The sequence below is a fragment of the Thalassospira sp. MCCC 1A02491 genome (genome assembly GCF_001613785.1).
Classification (GTDB): domain Bacteria; phylum Pseudomonadota; class Alphaproteobacteria; order Rhodospirillales; family Thalassospiraceae; genus Thalassospira; species Thalassospira povalilytica.
On sequence record NZ_LPVX01000030.1, the window covers coordinates 35040 to 53310 of the forward strand.

The 18271-nt window shown below is 55.3% G+C and carries 15 protein-coding genes and 3 tRNA genes; 13 read left to right on the plus strand and 5 right to left on the minus strand.

Annotated elements, in window-relative coordinates; translation table 11 throughout:
* Positions 1-162 precede the first annotated feature (162 nt).
* From AUQ42_RS11605 to AUQ42_RS11625, 5 genes are all read left to right on the plus strand, one after another.
* Positions 163-1500, plus strand: a complete 1338-nt coding sequence (locus AUQ42_RS11605; protein WP_231856750.1) for an OmpA family protein — start codon at positions 163-165, stop codon at positions 1498-1500.
* Between the two features lie 351 nt (positions 1501-1851).
* Positions 1852-3093 (plus strand): LL-diaminopimelate aminotransferase, encoded by a 1242-nt coding sequence (locus AUQ42_RS11610; protein ID WP_068519256.1) that lies wholly within the window; start codon positions 1852-1854, stop codon positions 3091-3093.
* A gap of 122 nt (positions 3094-3215) precedes the next feature.
* Entirely contained in the window at positions 3216-4520 is a 1305-nt protein-coding gene (locus AUQ42_RS11615) for a homoserine dehydrogenase (RefSeq protein ID WP_068519257.1), read from the plus strand.
* A 147-nt stretch (positions 4521-4667) separates the two neighbouring features.
* On the plus strand, positions 4668-5627 hold the full coding sequence (gene glpX, locus AUQ42_RS11620) for a class II fructose-bisphosphatase (RefSeq protein ID WP_068519258.1): 960 nt from the start codon (positions 4668-4670) through the stop codon (positions 5625-5627).
* A 145-nt stretch (positions 5628-5772) separates the two neighbouring features.
* Positions 5773-7065, plus strand: coding sequence for an Hsp70 family protein (locus AUQ42_RS11625; RefSeq protein ID WP_068519259.1), 1293 nt, complete (start codon positions 5773-5775; stop codon positions 7063-7065).
* Here AUQ42_RS11625 and AUQ42_RS11630 read toward each other — a convergent pair whose 3' ends face one another.
* A complete protein-coding gene (locus AUQ42_RS11630) occupies positions 7066-7383 on the minus strand; it encodes a hypothetical protein (RefSeq protein ID WP_231856751.1) in 318 nt (105 codons plus the stop codon).
* 200 nt (positions 7384-7583) lie between these two features.
* On the opposite strand from AUQ42_RS11630, the gene AUQ42_RS11635 reads away from it, so the two are divergent.
* Positions 7584-8117, plus strand: coding sequence for a peroxiredoxin (locus tag AUQ42_RS11635; protein ID WP_068519260.1), 534 nt, complete (start codon positions 7584-7586; stop codon positions 8115-8117).
* 85 nt (positions 8118-8202) lie between these two features.
* Entirely contained in the window at positions 8203-9993 is a 1791-nt protein-coding gene (gene recJ / locus AUQ42_RS11640) for a single-stranded-DNA-specific exonuclease RecJ (RefSeq protein WP_068519261.1), read from the plus strand.
* Positions 9994-10072: 79 nt separating this feature from the next.
* On the opposite strand, the gene AUQ42_RS11645 is transcribed toward recJ, so the two are convergent.
* Positions 10073-10600, minus strand: coding sequence for a hypothetical protein (locus AUQ42_RS11645; RefSeq protein ID WP_068519262.1), 528 nt, complete (start codon positions 10598-10600; stop codon positions 10073-10075).
* 359 nt (positions 10601-10959) lie between these two features.
* Here AUQ42_RS11645 and AUQ42_RS15930 point away from each other — a divergent pair, with 359 nt between their 5' ends.
* From AUQ42_RS15930 to AUQ42_RS11675, 6 genes are all read left to right on the plus strand, one after another.
* Entirely contained in the window at positions 10960-11166 is a 207-nt protein-coding gene (locus tag AUQ42_RS15930) for a hypothetical protein (protein WP_197460839.1), read from the plus strand.
* Entirely contained in the window at positions 11163-11939 is a 777-nt protein-coding gene (locus AUQ42_RS11655) for an ABC transporter substrate-binding protein (protein ID WP_068519264.1), read from the plus strand. The genes AUQ42_RS15930 and AUQ42_RS11655 overlap by 4 nt, the downstream gene beginning before the upstream one ends.
* A gap of 140 nt (positions 11940-12079) precedes the next feature.
* A complete protein-coding gene (locus tag AUQ42_RS11660) occupies positions 12080-13330 on the plus strand; it encodes an MFS transporter (RefSeq protein ID WP_068519403.1) in 1251 nt (416 codons plus the stop codon).
* A 236-nt stretch (positions 13331-13566) separates the two neighbouring features.
* Positions 13567-13642, plus strand: a tRNA-Glu gene (locus AUQ42_RS11665).
* A 35-nt stretch (positions 13643-13677) separates the two neighbouring features.
* A tRNA-Glu gene (locus AUQ42_RS11670) sits at positions 13678-13753 on the plus strand.
* Positions 13754-13792: 39 nt separating this feature from the next.
* A tRNA-Glu gene (locus AUQ42_RS11675) sits at positions 13793-13868 on the plus strand.
* 11 nt (positions 13869-13879) lie between these two features.
* Here the strand turns inward: AUQ42_RS11675 and AUQ42_RS11680 are convergent.
* The 3 genes from AUQ42_RS11680 to AUQ42_RS11690 form a co-directional block, all read right to left on the minus strand.
* On the minus strand, positions 13880-15295 hold the full coding sequence (locus AUQ42_RS11680) for a sensor histidine kinase KdpD (protein ID WP_156480877.1): 1416 nt from the start codon (positions 15293-15295) through the stop codon (positions 13880-13882).
* 179 nt (positions 15296-15474) lie between these two features.
* Positions 15475-16842: a DNA polymerase IV gene (locus AUQ42_RS11685; protein WP_068519266.1), complete on the minus strand. Its 1368-nt coding sequence runs from the start codon at positions 16840-16842 to the stop codon at positions 15475-15477.
* Between the two features lie 152 nt (positions 16843-16994).
* A complete protein-coding gene (locus AUQ42_RS11690; protein WP_068519267.1) occupies positions 16995-18257 on the minus strand; it encodes an EAL domain-containing protein in 1263 nt (420 codons plus the stop codon).
* Positions 18258-18271 lie beyond the last annotated feature (14 nt).

The window sequence follows — 18271 nt, forward strand, 5'->3', positions numbered from 1 at the left end:
GCGTCGCCAAGGGGTAGTACAAGAATTATAAGGTGACGTTTCTGCGGATATTTTCACGCAAAGGTCATCCAACTGAATTTGGAGCAGCGAAAACAAATGGGCGTTCTGAAATCGACGACAGGGCAGTGGTCGTGGCAGGAAACTGCAAGGGGGAAGCTGCGGATGGTTCTGCAGACCGGCTCTGCGCTGGCGGTTGTGCTGGCATTGGGCGCCTGTTCTTCTGTTCCTGACGCAATCAACCCGATCGAATGGGGAAAATCGGTCGGTGACATGTTTGACGGCGACGACGAAACCGCCGGTGCCAAATCCGAAGAACCGATTCCGGGCGAGGACGGGGAATACCCGAATCTTTCCGATACGCCGAGCAAGCCGATCGTTACCGGTGACGCCGAACGCGATGCGCTGATCGCGGGGCTTGCAGCCGACCGTGCCAATGCCCAATACACCCAGTCCGGCCGTCGTCAAAGCAGCCCGCCGGTCAATGCGCTTCAGTCCGCACCGCAGGTGCCGGTGGCACAGCCGGTCATTGAACCGGCACCGACCACCCCGGTTGCTGCAAGCGAAATGGCCGCACCAAGCGCGCCTGCGACAACGCGGGCTGTGACGTCGGCGCCAACGGGCTCGTCGATTGCCGATCAATGGAATGCCAAATCCCCGGTTTCCGGTCCGGTACCAACCCCGGAAGCCGCACCTGAACGTCCGGCGGTGGTTGCCGGTGCCGCGGCGGGCGGTGCTGCGGGCATGACCGCTGAAGAAGCCCGCGCGCAGCAACTTGCGGCCTTTGAAGCCGCCCAGGCCAATCAGGGCAGCGGTGCTGAAACATCCTCATCAGCTGCATCGGCATCCGCATCTGCACCAGCATCACAGGCGTCATCTGGTGATCCGGTGATGGATCAGTATCAGCGCCGCCTGGCCGAAGGGCAGGGCGTGTTCGCCAACGAACCGGCTGCTGTGGTCGATTCCGGGCAGGGCTTTGACTATTCGCTTTATGCCGATGACGGATCGGTTGTGGTTGATGAAAGCCAGTTTGGTGGCAGCCAGGCGGGATATGGCGAATCCGGTTCGGTTGATATGACCGTGACCAACGGGGCGCTTGCGGCCCGGCTTGGTGTTGGTTCTGTCGATCAGTTGCCCCCGGCCATCAATGGCATGCAGATCGCCCAGATCCAGTTTGGCCACGGTTCGACCAATCTGGGCGGATCGGACTATTCGGTTCTGCAACAGGTTGCCAATACCTGGCAACAGACCGGTGGTGTGCTGCGCGTGATCGGCCATGCGTCGATGCGGACCGGCAATATGTCGCTTGAACATCATCTGGAAGTTAACCGCCGCGTTTCCGAAGGTCGCGCCGCAGCCGTGGTTTCGCGCCTGCTGTCGCTTGGCGTATCGCGCGAGGCAATCTTTGTCGGGGCGGATGGATCGGCTGATCCGCGTTACTACGAAGGTGTTCCCGCGGGCGAAGCCGGCAACCGCCGTGTTGAAATCTATCTCGATTACTGATCACGTGCCCCGGAACAACCGGGGGATCGTTTAATCAGACAGCGCGAAGGGAGCAATCCTTTCGCGCTGTTGTCGTTTCAAGACGGTTTCGCGCCCGGTTACCATCCATCCGCAAATAATCCTGATTTCCGGGAAAATCGCCGAATTTGCGCGGCGGGCTTGCCGCAAATGCGAATTAACCATGGATCGTGCGCAATAATTCGTTGAGTCTGATTTCCATAAAAGGTACATCCTTCGAATTGTACGCCGCTCAGGGCCATTTTTTATGGCCTAAACGCAATTTTCGTGAATTCGAGGATGTGCTTTTCGCATAAAATTCGAAATTCGGCAATTTGATGAGGATATAGGATAATGTCCCAAGACTTCCACCGCATAAAACGTCTCCCGCCATATGTATTCGCAGAAGTAAATGCGATGAAAGCGGCGGCGCGGCGAGCGGGCGAGGACATTATCGATTTCGGCATGGGCAATCCGGACCCGGCCACCCCGCAGCATATTGTCGATAAACTGGTCGAAACGGTTCAGAACCCGCGCACCCATGGCTATTCGATGTCGCGCGGCATTCCGGGCCTGCGCAAGGCGCTGGCAGCCTATTACGACCGCCGTTTTGGTGTGGATATCGATCCGGAAACCGAAACGGTTGTGACCCTTGGTTCCAAGGAAGGTCTGGCCAACCTGGCGGCAGCGATTACCAGTCCGGGTGACATTTTCCTGGTGCCCAACCCGTCCTATCCGATCCATGCGTTCGGTTTCATCATTGCCGGTGCGGCCCTGCGTCATATTCCGATCGGTCATGATGATCAGGGCACGTTCAGCACCGAAAGTTTCATGGAGCAGCTGCATCGCGCGGTCAAACACTCGGTCCCGAAACCAAGTGCGGTGGTCCTGAACTTCCCGGCCAACCCGACCGCACTTGTGGTTGATCTGGCATTTTATCAGGAAGTGGTCGATTTCTGCCGCAAGCATGAAATCTATGTGCTGTCTGATATTGCCTATTCCGAGATTTATTTTGATGGCAACCCGCCGCCCTCGATCCTTCAGTGCAAGGGGGCAAAGGACATTGCTGTCGAATTCTATTCGCTGTCGAAAACCTATTCGATGGCGGGCTGGCGTATCGGGTTTGCCACCGGCAACAAAAAGCTGATCAATGCGCTGACCCGGATCAAGTCATACCTTGATTACGGCGCCTTTACCCCGGTTCAGGTCGCGGCAACCGCGGCCCTTAACGGTCCGCAGGATTGTGTCGAGGAATTCCGCAATCTGTATCGTGAACGCCGCGACATCTTTATCGAAGGCGCGGCAAGCGCGGGCTGGAATATTCCGTCTCCGGCGGCAACCATGTTTGCCTGGGCCCCGATCCCGGATGCATTTGCCGAACTGGGATCGCTTGATTTTTCCAAGCTTCTTTTGCAGGAAGCAGGGGTGGCTGTGGCTCCGGGTCTTGGCTTTGGCGAATACGGTGATCGCCATGTTCGAATTGCGCTGGTGGAAAACAAACACCGCATCCGGCAGGCCAACCGGAACATCAAACAGTTCTTTGCCAAATGTCCGGATGCAAAATCTGCACGTGAACTGTTGAAGAAATCTTTCTGATATCCGATAAAGCATTCTGTGTTTCGCCCGGGACATGTCCCGGGCGTTGCTTTATCAGGACGCGTTGACCGGATGCGGTCATCTGCGCGCTTGCGCAAACAACCACGTGCTAAGGAGTTATCGTGAAAGACGTCGTCAAAATCGGTGTGGCAGGCCTGGGTACGGTCGGTGCCGGAACCGTTAAACTGCTGAGTGAACATCGCGACATTCTGGCTGACCGTTCGGGCACCCAGATCGTCGTCACAGCGGTATCGGCGCGTGATCGAACTCGTGATCGTGGTTTTTCGACCGAAGGTCTGACCTGGTACGACGACGCCCGTGATCTTGCTGCTGACGGTGAAATCGACATTCTGGTCGAACTGATCGGCGGATCGGACGGCATTGCCTATGATGTCTGCAAGGCCGCCCTTGAAAATGGCAAGCATGTGGTGACTGCCAACAAGGCACTGATCGCGCTTAAGGGTGTTGAACTGGCCCAGATTTCTGACGCCAATAATGTTACCATCGCCTATGAGGCCGCAGTGGCCGGCGGTATCCCGGTGATCAAGGCATTGCGCGAAGGTCTGGCCGGTAATGCGATTTCGCGTGTCACCGGTATTTTGAACGGCACCTGCAACTATATCCTGACCACCATGCGTGAACAGGGCCGTGACTTTGCCGACGTTCTGGCCGAGGCACAGAAACTTGGCTATGCCGAAGCAGACCCGACCTTTGACGTTGATGGCATTGATGCCGCGCACAAGCTGGCAATCCTTGCCAGCCTGGCATTCGGGGTCGAGGTCGACTTTGATGCGGTTGCGGTTGAAGGTATCCGCAGCGTTTCCGCCCTTGATATCCAGTTGGCCGAAGAACTTGGCTATCGCATCAAGCTGCTGGGCATTGCCAAACAGACGCCCGAAGGCATCGAGCAGCGCGTTTCCCCGGTCATGGTGGATCGCGCAACCCAGATTTCCAAGGTTGAAGGCGTGTTTAACGCGGTTGCCCTTGAAGGGGACTATGTCGGTCCGGTGGTTCTTCAGGGCCGTGGTGCCGGTGAACGCCCGACCGCGTCGGCCGTGGTTGCCGATATCGTCGATATTGCTGCCGGGCGCAGTGCTCCGGTATTTGGCGTGCCGGCCGAACGACTTAAGAAAAACGTTCGTGCGTCGCTCGAAAAGCATACCGGTGCCTATTACTTGCGTCTGATGGTGTGGGATCGCCCGGGTGTCATGGCCGAAGTGACCGCAACCCTTGCCAAGCATGGTGTGTCGATGGCCTCGATGATCCAGCATGGCCGGGCCGAAACCGAAGGCGGTGTTGTGCCGGTGGTGATTGTCGCCCATGAAACCACCGAAGCTGCGATGTCGGGGGCGGTGAATGATATCGCCGCATTCGAAAGCAACTCGCAGCCGCCGGTATTGATGCGGATCGAAAGCTTCGCATCTTAACGGGAATATCACGATATACGCGCCTCGCACCTGTCATGATGCGGGGCGCTGTTGTAAAGTTTCGACGCAAAATCAACAAAATCAAAAAATAGAAGACAACAACGAGACAGGGCCCCCAGACCCTGCACACTAGACAAGGAAGACAAAATGGATCGAAATCTCGCGCTTGAAACGGTTCGCGTGACCGAGGCGGCTGCACTTGCGTGCTCCGGCCTTATGGGGCGTGGCGATGAAAAGGCAGCCGACCAGGCGGCTGTCGACGCGATGCGCAATGCGCTGAACAGCATGGATATCAAGGGTACGGTCGTGATCGGCGAAGGCGAACGCGACGAAGCACCGATGTTGTTCATCGGTGAAGAAGTCGGGTCGGGCAATGGTCCGGAAATCGACATTGCGCTTGATCCGCTTGAAGGCACCACCATCTGTGCGACCGGAGGTCCGAACTCTTTGGCGGTTGTTGCGATGGCCGAAAAGGGCGGCTTCCTGAATGCGCCCGATACCTATATGGACAAGATCGCGGTTGGCGGCGGACTTCCTGATGATGTGGTTGATCTTGACGCAACCCCGCTTGAGAACCTGAAAAGCCTTGCTGCTGCCAAGGGCTGTGATGTTGCCGATCTGGTTGTCTGCATTCTGGATCGTCCGCGCCACCAGGAAATCATTGCCAAAACCCGTGAAGCAGGTGCGCGCATCATGCTGATCGGTGATGGGGATGTTGCCGGTGTGATTGCGACCTCGCAGAAAACCTCGGGCATTGATCTTTACATGGGGACGGGCGGCGCACCGGAAGGCGTTCTTGCCGCAGCAGCCCTTCGTTGCATTGGTGGCCAGTTCCAGGGCCGTCTTGTTTTCCGTAATGATGACGAAGTTGCCCGCGCCAAGAAATGGGGCATCGAAGATCTTAGCCGCAAATACAAACTGACCGAACTTGCCAAGGGCAATGTCATGTTTGCGGCAACCGGTGTCACCGATGGTGCCATGCTGCGCGGTGTGCGTCGTTTCGCCAATGGTGCGGAAACCGAAAGCATCGTGATGCGTTCGCAGTCGGGTACCGTACGTTACGTTCGCGCGGTTCACGATTTCAGCCGGAAAATCTGGTACAAGTAAGAAACCCGCGAAACGGATTTCGAAAAGGGAGTGCCGCGTTCTCAATCCGGGCACTCCCTTTTTTCGTTTAAGGACTTGCAGGGCAGGGCGGTCTGGGTTACATCCTCCGCCCCCTTCAAAATAGCCTGTTATCGGAGCCTGCCTGATGTCTGAAATTATCGCCCTTGATTTCGGTACGACCAATTCTGTTCTTGCGGTCGCAGACAGCGCAGGCAATGTGCAATCAGCCAAGTTTGACGTCGGTGCCAACAGCTTTGATACATACCGCACCATCCTTTATTTCTGGGAAGAGCAGGAACTTACCGCACCGGGTGCGCCGACCCATACCAAAAGCTGTTCCGGCCCGTATGCAATTGCCGAATATCTTAAGGAAAGCCATGATTGCCGACTGATCCAGTCGATGAAATCCTATCTGGCGACCAAGGATTTTGAAGGGACCGACATTTTCGGGACAACCTATTCGATCGAAGATCTGATCGGAACGTTTCTTACGCAAATTCATCATTTCGCGCAGCACAGCCTTGGTTGGCTGGGGCATCGGGTGATTTCCGGACGTCCGGTTGCCTTTGCGGGCAATAATCCCGACAACGACTTTGCCGAAATGCGCCTGCGCGGTGCCTATGAGCAGGCCGGGTTTGATGTTGAGGCGATGGTGTATGAACCGCTTGCTGCATCCTATTATTACGGGCGCGAACTTGATAAACCCGAAACCGTTCTGGTGGCCGACTTTGGTGGTGGTACCAGTGACTTTTCGCTGATCCGCTTTACGCCGGGTCTTGGTATTCGCGGTGTGCAGCCACTGGCCCATACCGGTCTTGGCATCGCGGGTGACCGGTTTGACTATCGCATCATTCAAAAGGCCGTCTGGCCGCGCCTGGGCTTTGGGTCGGAATATAAATCGATGGGGGCGACTCTGCCGATCCCGCGGCAATATTACACGGCCTTTTCGCGCTGGCATGAACTTGCCATGATGAACCAGCCCAAAACGATCAATGAAATCAAAAGCCTGATCCGCTCGGCAACCCGGCCTGACGATATCGAAGATCTGGTCGCCATCATCGAAGATGAAATGGGCTTCCATCTTTATCAGACGGTGTCCAAGGCCAAAGCGGAACTCTCGGATAGTGACAGCACGATCCTGCAATTCTGCCACGGCGGGGTCGAGATCGAAGAAAAGCTGACCCGTGCCGATTTCGAAACCGCCATCGCACCGGACCTTGCCGAGATCGAACTGGCGGCCAAAGCCTGCCTTGAACAGTCCGGCATTGATGCAAAAGACGTCTCAAAGGTCTTTATGACCGGCGGTACATCCTATGTCCCGGCAGTGCGCAAAATCTTTGAAGACGGCTTTGGCAAGGACCGCATCGAAATCGGCCAGCCGTTCCTGTCGGTTGCGCACGGTCTTGCGCTGATAGCAGCGGATGAGGGGATTGTCTGATCAGCAGGCGAAATCCCCGCCACACATGACGTCAAGCAGCACGATCGCACTGACCAGAAGCCCGATGGCAAGGCCGCTTAGGGCATAAAGCCAGATGCCAAGTGGGTGGCGTCGGAAAATCCATGGCAAAATGCCTCCGGCAAGGCACAGCACCGGAAAGGCCAGAACGCTGTAAAGCAGCAGTTCGGTAAGAAGATTATCCTCAGACCCGGGGGCGTCAAACATCATTGGTGAAAACATCACCAATGGCATCGACATGACGGCACCAAGCACGGACAGGATGGTCAATCCGATCCGCAGACCTTTTTTGTGGGGCATTGCTCGTATCCATTTTTTTTCGCTGTTGTCACAGTCTGCACAGCTTTGAGTTGTCTGCAAGTGATCGTCGAACCAGCAACTTTTCCACGATGTGCAAACGCGCCTTCTTTTCGGTTTGAGAAATCGCACCTATCTTGAATCCATAAATGCCCGAACCGCAATGGAACAACGGGCCTGATGGTGTTCAGGGAGGAACGCACATGAATACCGAAAGTGATGCACATGTGATTGAACGGCTGACGGGGCAGATCCTGCCGGCTTTGCCGCTGTCTGCGACCAATGACCAGATGGTCGATCTTTCAAGTCTTTCCGGTCGGACTGTTGTTTATGCCTATCCCAGAACGGCCGAACCGGGTTTGCCGTCGCCGGATGGCTGGGATGAAATTCCCGGTGCCAAGGGCTGCACGCCGCAATCCTGTTCGTTCCGCGATCATGCGGTCGAGTTGCGCGCGGTCGGTGTTGAAAATCTTTACGGGCTTTCGAGCCAGACAACGGATTATCAGAAAGAGGCCGCCGAACGGCTTCATCTGCCCTTTGCGCTGTTGTCCGATGCCGATCACCGGTTCAAGGAAGCCATGGCCATGCCCGATTTCGAAGCAGGCGGCATGCGGCTTTTCAAGCGCCTGACCATGGTGATTGATGATGGCAAGATCACCAGGGTTTTCTATCCGGTCGATGATCCGGCCGCCGATGCCGAAAACGTCCTGAAATGGTGTGGTGAAAACCCGCGCTGATGAAATCCGGTGCCCGGGAACGAAGTTTTCAGATCGGCAAATTATCCGGTTTAAGCTGGCCCGAGATTGCGCTATTTCATAGGGCATGACAGAGCACGCAAAAGAAACGACATTCATGGGCATCGAGCGATCCGTCACCGGGAAATGGTGGCGTGAGCGCGCAACGGATGAACGCCTGGCAACCACGATTTCGCAGCGCTTCGGGGTGCCGGAAATCGTGGGCCGGGTCATGGCAAATCGTGGCATCGGACTTGACGATGCCGAAAGTTTTCTGTCCCCGACATTGCGCGACCTGATGCCAGATCCATCGTCATTGCAAGACATGGATATGGCGGCATCACGCATCGCCGATGCCATCGAAAAGCGCGAGCAGATGGCGGTATTTGGCGATTATGACGTTGATGGTGCAACCAGTACCGCGCTTTTGAAACGTTTCTTCCGGGCGCTTGGCGCAGATGTGCCGGTACATATTCCCGACCGTATGACCGAAGGATACGGTCCCAACGCCCCGGCATTGCTGGAACTGCAGCGCAAGGGTGCGAACCTTATCCTGACGGTCGATTGCGGGGTGACGGCCTATGGCCCGTTACAAGAGGCAAGGGATGCCGGGATCGAGGTCATTGTGGTTGACCATCACGCGGCCGAACCGGAATTGCCGCCCGCCGTCGCGGTGGTCAATCCGAACCGGCTTGATGATGAAAGCGGGCTTGGTCATCTGTGTGCAGCCGGTGTGGCGTTCCTGTTATGTGTGGCGATCCTGCGCGAATTGCGCAGTCGCGGCTGGCTTGAAAAGGCAGGGGTTCGAGCACCCGATTTGCGCAACTGGCTTGATCTGGTTGCGCTGGGAACCGTCTGTGATGTCGTGCCGTTGCGCGGGTTGAACCGGGCCTTTGTGACCCAGGGGCTCAAGGTCATGAAACATCGGTCCAATATCGGCATGACGTCACTTGCCGACATTGCCGGGGTCAATGAAACGCCAAGCGCCTATCATCTTGGATATGTGCTGGGGCCGCGTGTGAATGCAGGCGGGCGTGTTGGCGAAAGTTTCCTTGGTACGACCTTGTTGTCGGGGGATAATCCGGCGCAGGCGCAGGATATCGCGCGCAAGCTTGACGAATATAACCGCGAACGCAAGGCGATCGAGGATATTGTCCTTGATCAGGCGATCAGCGCGGTGGAAGGCCGGTCGAAAGTCGGATCCATGGTGCTGGTGGGCGGCGAGGACTGGCATCCCGGCGTGATCGGGATTGTGGCCAGCCGTCTCAAGGATCGCTATCACGTGCCGTCGCTGGTCATGGGGCTGGTGGATGGTGTGTATAAGGGATCGGGCCGATCTGTACGCGGTATTGATCTTGGTGCGGCGATTATTGCTGCACGTCAGGCCGGGCTTCTGATCAACGGGGGCGGTCACGGCATGGCGGCGGGCTTTACGCTTGATCCGGAAAAGCAGGACGCGTTTGAAGCCTTCCTTGAAGAACGGTTCGCGAAAATCATCGAAGAAAACGATATTCGTCCCACCATCACGGTGGATGGGGCCCTGCATGCCCATGGGGCGACGATTGAACTGATTGATGCGCTTGAAAAGCTTGGCCCATTTGGTGCGGGCAATGCCGAGCCCCGATTTGCCTTTGTCGACTGCCGTGCGGTAAAGGCCGATGTGGTTGGGGCCGATCATGTGCGCTGTATTCTGACCGGGACCAATGGCAAGGGGCGGCTTAAGGCGATTGCGTTCAGATGCCTTGATAATGACATGGGTCAGACATTGATCAAGCATGGCGGTCGGCCGTTGCATGTTCTGGGGCATCTGCGCCGCGATACATGGCAGGGCCGTGACGGCGTTCAGCTGATCATTGATGACGTGTCTTTGCCGGTCTGAAATCTGTTCCGAGTTCGGGCGGAGAACATCCGCAACGCGAAATCACCGGCGCGATGCCGGTGAATGCGTTCGCCTGTGATTAAGGGCAACTGTCGGAATTTGTTGCCGAATCCCGGCTGCGGTGGCGGGCGATGATGGTCGAAATCGCTTCTGCAAGGATGTAACCGGAATTAATCGGGTGTCGATTTTTTTCGATCTTTTCGACGATCTCGTCATGGGCCTTGAGGATATCGAGCGCGATCTGCGCACCATTGTCGATGCCCTCGGCCGCCAGAAAACCGCTGATCATTGCCATCAGCATGTCCCGGTGAATGGTGTCGGGCGCAACAGATGATCCGGTGGGGTGGATATCGTCGGAAAGATCGGTTTTACCCTTTCCGGTTGCAATCCAGTTCAGATTGATGCCTTTTATCAGGGCCATTCGCGAAACGCCGACAAAGCGTGGCTCAGATTGTGCCTGGCACCAACGGTTCAATTGTTCGGGAATGACGCCTGCAATTTCGGCAGCATCCTTTTTGCGGTCAAACAGGTTTACAACTTGACGGATACGTTCCCCCATTTCCGCATCCAGGACCGGAAGAGGCGTGGGGTGATTATGCTTCGTCATGCTGGGCACTGCAAATTTTGTTAGAATGAACTGGCAGCCCCGCAACCCAGGGATATTTGGTATATCGAATTTTTTTAGTTGAATGACGAAATTTTTCGTTGTAAATCTTGCTCATGTTCAACTTTAACTGTTCCTGCGCCAACTGCCTTTGGATATACGATTCGACTTTTCGGGCGTGATCATGTGACTGGGTCATCCCGTGAATATTGGAATATGGTTATATCAGTATAACCTTAGGCTTCTGGTGCGTTTATGGTTTTGAACGGGTTTGTGAAGCCCCGATCTGACTGATGTTTTCGGTCTGATGTCGCGGTTTCCTTTCCGGGTCAGTTTCCTGTCCATATTGAGTCTAGATATGAATGCGTCCACTGACAATCCAGATGTATGGTGTTTCTGGCGCGCAAATTGTTTGCCTGCTGGTTTTGTTGTGGGCAAATTTATCAAACGAAAACAATATTTTCTGCGAAACTGTCCGCAACGCAACCTTTGGCGGAACATTATATCTTTGCGGTATAGTCTCTGTGTTCGTCGATGGTCGCTTGTCCGGCGATTTTTTTGTTTTTTGACTGTTCTGGTTTGGTTGGGAACACCGGCACAGGCATCGCCGCAAGAGCCGCTTCAATTTGCCGCGGCACGCAATGTCAAAGTTTATACCGAAGATTTCGCACCGTTTAATTATGTCACGCCAAAAGGACTGGCCGGGGCAGGGGCGGAAATCGTGCGCGCCATGGCGGTTCTGGTCGGATATCAGTCCGGGTTTGAAGTTCTTCCGTGGAAGCGGGCATTGCAAATCGTCAAGACCGAACCGGACACGGCGCTGTTTTCCATTGTCCGGACCCCCGAACGCGAAGACGAATTCAAATGGGTCGGGCCGATTTTTATTACCCGCGGCTGGCTTTATCGCATGGCCGATAACAAAATCGATGTCAGAGACCTTTCCGAAGCCAGAAAGGTCAGATCAATCGGTGTCCAGGCCGGCGGTGCGGCCGAACGCAGCCTGCGTGAAATGGGGTTTGAAAACCTTGAATCACTTTATACGCCCGGGAATGCTTTGCGCATGCTGTCCGAAGGGCGCATTGATCTGTGGGAAGCATCCGACATTGCCATGAATTTCCAGCGCGAGATGCTTGGTATTGAAAAAGGATCGGTGGTCCCGACGGTCGAGCTGGGGCAATATGATATGTATCTTGCCTTTTCCAAAAGCACACCTGATGCGACGCTCGAACCATGGCGCAGGGCGCTTGAAATAGTGCAGGGCAGTGGCATGGCCGATGTTATTGCCCGGCAATACGGGCTTGGCGATCAGTCGGTCAATCTGACCGCGCGCACCGCCCAATAATTTCCATCAAATGATCCAATTGGCTGGCCGATAAGCTGTTGGCAAAACGGCTCGGCGAAAAGCACAAAACGTGTTTATCCGGGGCGCTGTGATGCAAAGGCTTGCTGTTCTGCGGTGATGGGATTATCCCAGATAACATCATGACAGAACACACAAAACAATCGCCCCACACTGCGCGTACCAGCCATTTCATTCTGGTGCTTGCGCCCATTCTTCTGGCTTTTTCATTAAGCCAGTTTTTCCGTTCGGCCCAGGCGCTTCTGGCCGAGCCGTTGCGTGTTGAACTTGCCATCACGCCCGAGCAGCTTGGTCTGGTATCGGGCAGTTTTCATTTTGCCTTTGCCCTGATGCAAATTCCGGTCGGCGTGATGCTGGACCGTTATGGTCCGCGTGTGACCAACGGGTTTCTGATGATGGCGACCGTGGTTGGGGTCATCATCTTTGCCAGCGCGCATAGTGTGCTTGGTCTGATGATCGGGCAGGCGATCATCGGGCTTGGCTGTTCGGCGGCATTTATGGCAGCACTGGTGCTGGCTGCGCGCTGGACCTCGCCGGAAAAATTTGCTGCGGCATCGGGACTTATTGTTTCCTTCAGCCTGTTGGGGGTTCTGGCATCGGCAACGCCGCTTGCCGCCCTGGTCGAGACCCATGGATGGCGGACGGTCTATTACGGTCTGGCGGGGCTTAGCACGCTGGCCGTGATGCTTGATCTGTTATTTGTGCGCGATACACCGCCCGGCTATCAGGCCGATGATCAAAAAGGCGAAACCGTGTTTGAGGCTCTTAAGGGCATGGTGTCGGTCTGGAAGAATCGTCAGGTCTGGTTGTTGTCCGGGGTGGCGTTTTTCAGTTATCCGGCCATTCTGACCGTGCGCGGGCTTTGGGGCGGGCCGTATCTGCATGATGTGTTCGGATTAAGTGCGGTGGAAGTCGGCAATATCCTGTTGCTAATGACGATTGGCATGATCCTGGGACCGCCGACCTATGGCCAGCTGTCACGCAAACTTCCGACAAAGACCCATGGTCTGATCGTGTTTGCCGTGTTGCTGGGGGCTGCAACGTGCCTGTTGCAGGCCTTTGTCGGGCCGTGGGGCACGGGTATTGCCGCGGCACTGATGCTGCTGCACGGGTTCCTTGGATCAAGTGCGACGCTAAGTTATGCCGCATCCCGTCAGGCTGTGCCCGAACGGCAGATCGGCCGGGCATTGACCACCGTCAATCTTGCGACCTTTGCCGGGTTGTTCGTGCTTCAGGGGCTTGCCGGTCTGATCATCGGGCAATTCGAAGACGGCGCGCCGGACGGTTATCGATGGATGTTTGTCTTCCTTGGAATCGGCCTTGGCGCGGCGGGGATCAGTTTCTGGTTCGGGGGAAAACGCAAAAAGAGCTGATTTGAAATTATTTTTTCCATCCGCGCCGATCTTGCAGGTGGGGACATATATCCTCATCTGCGAGAAGGATGGTTGAAATGAACCGTCAGGTTAAACAGTGAGGCCGGGTTTTTCCGGGATAGGGCGGTATATGGCCCTATTTTCGGTGGGGGATTAAAAAAAACGTCACAGGGGCGAAAAAGCCGCTTGACCTGACCCGACCCAATCGCTAAAAACCGGCCTCGTTAACGCGCTGCGTCCCCTTCGTCTAGAGGCCTAGGACACCGCCCTTTCACGGCGGCAACAGGGGTTCGAATCCCCTAGGGGACGCCACTCGTTAACAGACTGACTTCGATTGGTGCGTATGTGTCCCCTTCGTCTAGAGGCCTAGGACACCGCCCTTTCACGGCGGCAACAGGGGTTCGAATCCCCTAGGGGACGCCACCAACGAAACAGTCACGACATAAGCACTTTGTGCCTTGTGTCCCCTTCGTCTAGAGGCCTAGGACACCGCCCTTTCACGGCGGCAACAGGGGTTCGAATCCCCTAGGGGACGCCATTTTATAAAGATCAGTTCTTTATAAGCAGATGCTCGTCCGATATATCGGCGGGCATTTTTTGTTGCGTGACCGGATTTTCAACCCGCTTTGCCGCAATGGTGAAGACGGCGATAACACCGCCATCCGGGTTATGTTCCAGCCAGATATGTTCATCATCTTCCCAGCACAAATCACGACACAGGGTCAATCCGACCCCCGAACCCAGTTCGCCTGATGTGCCTTCGGCCGAGTTGAAGGGGGCATTGTTGTTGGCAAAATCGGCAATCATCTGATCACTGACGCCAGCCCCGCGGTCGACAACCCGGATATGGATCTTGTTTCCGATGGCAGATGATGACACCGAGATCGTGCTGCGCGGATTGGAATATTTGATCGCATTGACAAGAAGATTGCGGCAGATCATCTGTGCGTGCGGCGCGATGCCAAACCCGACAAGTTTTTGCGGGCTGTAGGCTACATTGATCGATTTGGTTTCCAGAAGCGGACGGGACACCTTGATCGTGGTTTCGATCAGATCGTCGATATCGATCTCGGTCTTTTCCGCCTTGCCGGCATCAAACAGGGTTCGCCCCCAGATCAGCAGATCATCAAGAAAACGAAGCGTTTCCGACGTTGATGAATGCAACTGGCGAATATTGCCAAGTGCCTGTGCCTGATTACCGGCAACCAGATCCTGCTGGGCCAAAAGCGACAAGCCTGCCAATCCCTGAAACGGGGTGCGAAGATCGTGGGCCAGAACCGTAAACAGGCGGTCCTTTGCCTTGGCTTCGGCACGCAGGGATGTGTTGAGCGCAATAATGATCATGGCGGTAAAGCCGACTGCGGTCAGCAAAAGGAACAGGATGACGTCAAGGAATGCAAACATATGAACGGTTGATGCGTTCATGAAATTGGCGATTTCCTGTTCGACCAGCCATGTATAGATCGCCCGAAAACAGTGAAAAATCCCGTGTGCCGCAAAGGTGATGGCAACAACCGATTCCGGGGCCGAACGTTGTCCTTTGCGCTGAAACCACAGAGCACGAAACGATCCGAATGACATGATCGCCAAAGCAACGGAAATGACGATGACGCGTGCGGCAATGTCGGGGGCCACTTCGCAATAATAGGTAAAAAGCAGTGCGACCGTACTGATGATGGCCGCAGCGGCCAGAATGTTTGGTTTGCGTTTGGTGTAGAATTCAATGCCAAGCCAGTAAAGGGCATGGGATGCACCGATAAAGGTATTGGCAATGATGATGGACATCACATCGGGAATGGCCCCCCTGAATCCCAGAAGAACAAACCCGATGGCCGCACAGACACCACCAGCCGCCCAGAATACGGTGCCGGCACCTTGCCGCGATACCATCCACAGCGATGTCAGCGTGATGGCCTGAACAATTGCCGCCAGTGTGGCAATGAAGGCAAGGGTACGTATATCCAACTCAACGCCAAACAATTCAGACTCCCATCCGAACGAATGCGGGCCGCCTGCTGTGTCGGGTCTGGGTGGCCGCGATTAAATAATTCTAAGTCAAAGTTTCTTCTGTTTTGCATTTTGGGTGGTAATGGCCGCATTACAACAACCAGAGAAATCAATTACAGCTTAAATGATGCAATTGTTCAGAACGGGAACCGTTTTTGGACCGGCTTGCGTTTATGCAGCCGAAACCGCCGGGTCAGGCTTTCGCGCAATTGTTCGGCAGTGGGTCGGGGCAGTTCGATGGCCTTGCGCGGGCGGGGGGCATCGGTCGGGGTGTCTTGCGGGGCAGCGGGATTGTCCGGTGATGCCGGTTCGGCAAACAGGTCAACCGGGTCGGCCTGGTCCGCGGCAAACAGGTCAGCAACCCCGACCCCCAGAAGCCGGTATTTCGTGCCGTCGACTTCCTTTTTCAGCAAGGTAAGTGCCGCATCAAGAATGACATCCTCGCGGATGGTCGGATATGTCAGGCGCATGTTGCGGGTACGGGTTTTGAAATCGGCCGATTTCAGTTTCAACACCACCGTATGGCCCGCAATTTCCTTACGCGCAAGGTCGCTTGCCACGCGCGCGGTCAGGCGGGTGGCAATATCGGTAAGCTGTGCAAGATCGGCGATATCGTCATTGAATGTCGTTTCCGATGACAGGCTTTTGCGTTCGGTGCTTTGTTCAACCCGTCGATTGTCCTGCCCGCGCGAGAAATAATAAAACCGTTTGCCAATACTGCCATAGCGCCCCTGAAGGGCATGGATATCAAGTTCCTGAAACTGTCCGATCCGGGTGATGCCATCAAGATGGAGCTTGCGTTCCATGGCCGGGCCGACCCCCCACATCATGCGCACGGGCTTGTCGGCAAGAAAATTCACAGCTTCCTGCGCCCCGATCATGGAAAAACCGAATGGCTTGTTCAGGTCCGACGCGATCTTTGCCAGAAACTTGTTATAGGACAGCCCGATCGAGACCGTGATGCCAACCTCGTTGCGGATGGTGGATTGCAGTTCAATCAGGCATTCGGCCGCGGACTTGCCATGTGTTTCCTGTGCCGTGGTCAGATCCATGAAGGCTTCGTCAATCGAAAGCGGTTCGATATCGGGTGTAAGTGCGCGCATCATGTCGCGAATGCGATAACCTTCGCGTTGATATTTCTTCATATCAGGCGGCAGGAATATCCCGTCAGGGCACAGTTCGCGCGCCTTGAAGGCGGGCATGGCAGAACGCACCCCGTATTTGCGCGCCACATAGCAACAGGTCGAAACAACCCCGCGATGTCCGCCGCCAATAATCACCGGCTGATCGGCCAGTTCGGGGCGGTCGCGCTTTTCGATCGAGGCATAAAACGCATCGCAATCAAGATGCCCGATCGACAGGTCTGGCAGTTCGCCATGGGCAATCGCGCGTTTGCACCCGCAAACCGGGCAGGGCACATAGGAGCCCGCACCGCTTTTGGGCAGTGGCCGGTCAATATGCAGTCGCCATTTGTGATGGCAGTCGGGGCAAAGCGCGTACAACATGCCTATTTGTACTTCTTTTGTTCCTTGAATGCCAAGGGCCGAAATGCGCAAAGCCACCTCAAACCCCAAGGTTCCTGTCAGTAACTGTCAGGAGGCCAAACAAAAAGCCGGGAAATTCCCGGCTTGTTTGCGGTGCCTTGGAAAAGGCAGGATTACTTTTGCTTTTGCGCGGCCTTCTGGGCGCGTTTTGCGCGGCGCTGGCGGGCGATCATATTGTCGATATAGCGCCCCTGGAACAGGGTGATGCCCAGTGACTGACCGAATTTGATCGCAGTCGGCGTATCACAACGGCACAGGATAACGCGTTCGCGGCCCGAGTTTTTTACAAGGGTATCCATTTCGCCGTATTTCTTGCGGATGACGTTGTCAGTCATTTCTTCGCGCCAGGCGACTTTGATGAAGTCGGCCTTCAGGCTTTTGCGATCGACAAAGGACAGGGATTCCACCGTCAGGTTATCGATCAGAATGCGATAACCGCGCTTGTGGAAGTCATCACGCACACTGAGATAGGTCTCAAGGTTTGAAAACAGATCGACCTGATTAAGCTCGATAATCACGTTGCCGGGCCACTTGCGTCGGACCGTCTCGTCAAACTTGTCAAAATCCTTGGAGGTCAGGGTGCCAAGATTGAGATTGATCGAGAACGAGCTGGCATGTGTCTTGAACGTCCGTTTGCACAAATAATTGAGCATCCGTTTATCGAGCACTTCTGTCATGTGCTGAAACAGCCAGCGGTTCGATGCCAGATCGATATTGGGCATCAAGGCATTGCGCAAATCCGCGATCGATACAAAGAATTCGTCAAAGACCGGGTGCAGTTCCTTTGACCCGCCATGGGCAAAAACGCAAACCGGCTGTTGGCGGATATGTTCGGACAGATCGGCCGAATGGATTGTTTCTTCAAGCTGTGCAAGGTTTTCCGCGTTGATCGGCTTAAGGGTTTCGTCCTTTTCGCGCTGCATCGCGGTGCGCATGTTGCTGCTTTGCTGCAACTTCTTTGCGCGCTCGTCGAGATGCTGGCACAGCAACAGGAATTCCTGGAATTCGGTATTGAGGTTGTACCAGGTGCAGAAACCGGTTTCTTCGCTTTCGTCCTGGGACAGGGGGTCGTCACGGAAAAGATAACGCAATGTATCGACTGCCGGTTCGACATCGGCAATCGATTTGTCTTTCCAGACGAAAATCAGATCATTGTTGGTCAGGACAAAAATGCGCCCGACATACAGTTTGACGTAACTTTCAAAGGTATTGGTCGCGACGCGAATATGATAGTCGCGGCGATGGAACGGTTTCATGCGTGACAGGTGAATATGCACGGCACGGTGCCCGTATTTACGGGTTTCAAGCCGTTGGACATAATCCAGCAACAGGTATTCCTGAAGGGCCTGTTGGCCAAATTGCTGCGGTTCGATCACGCGCGACCCCTGAA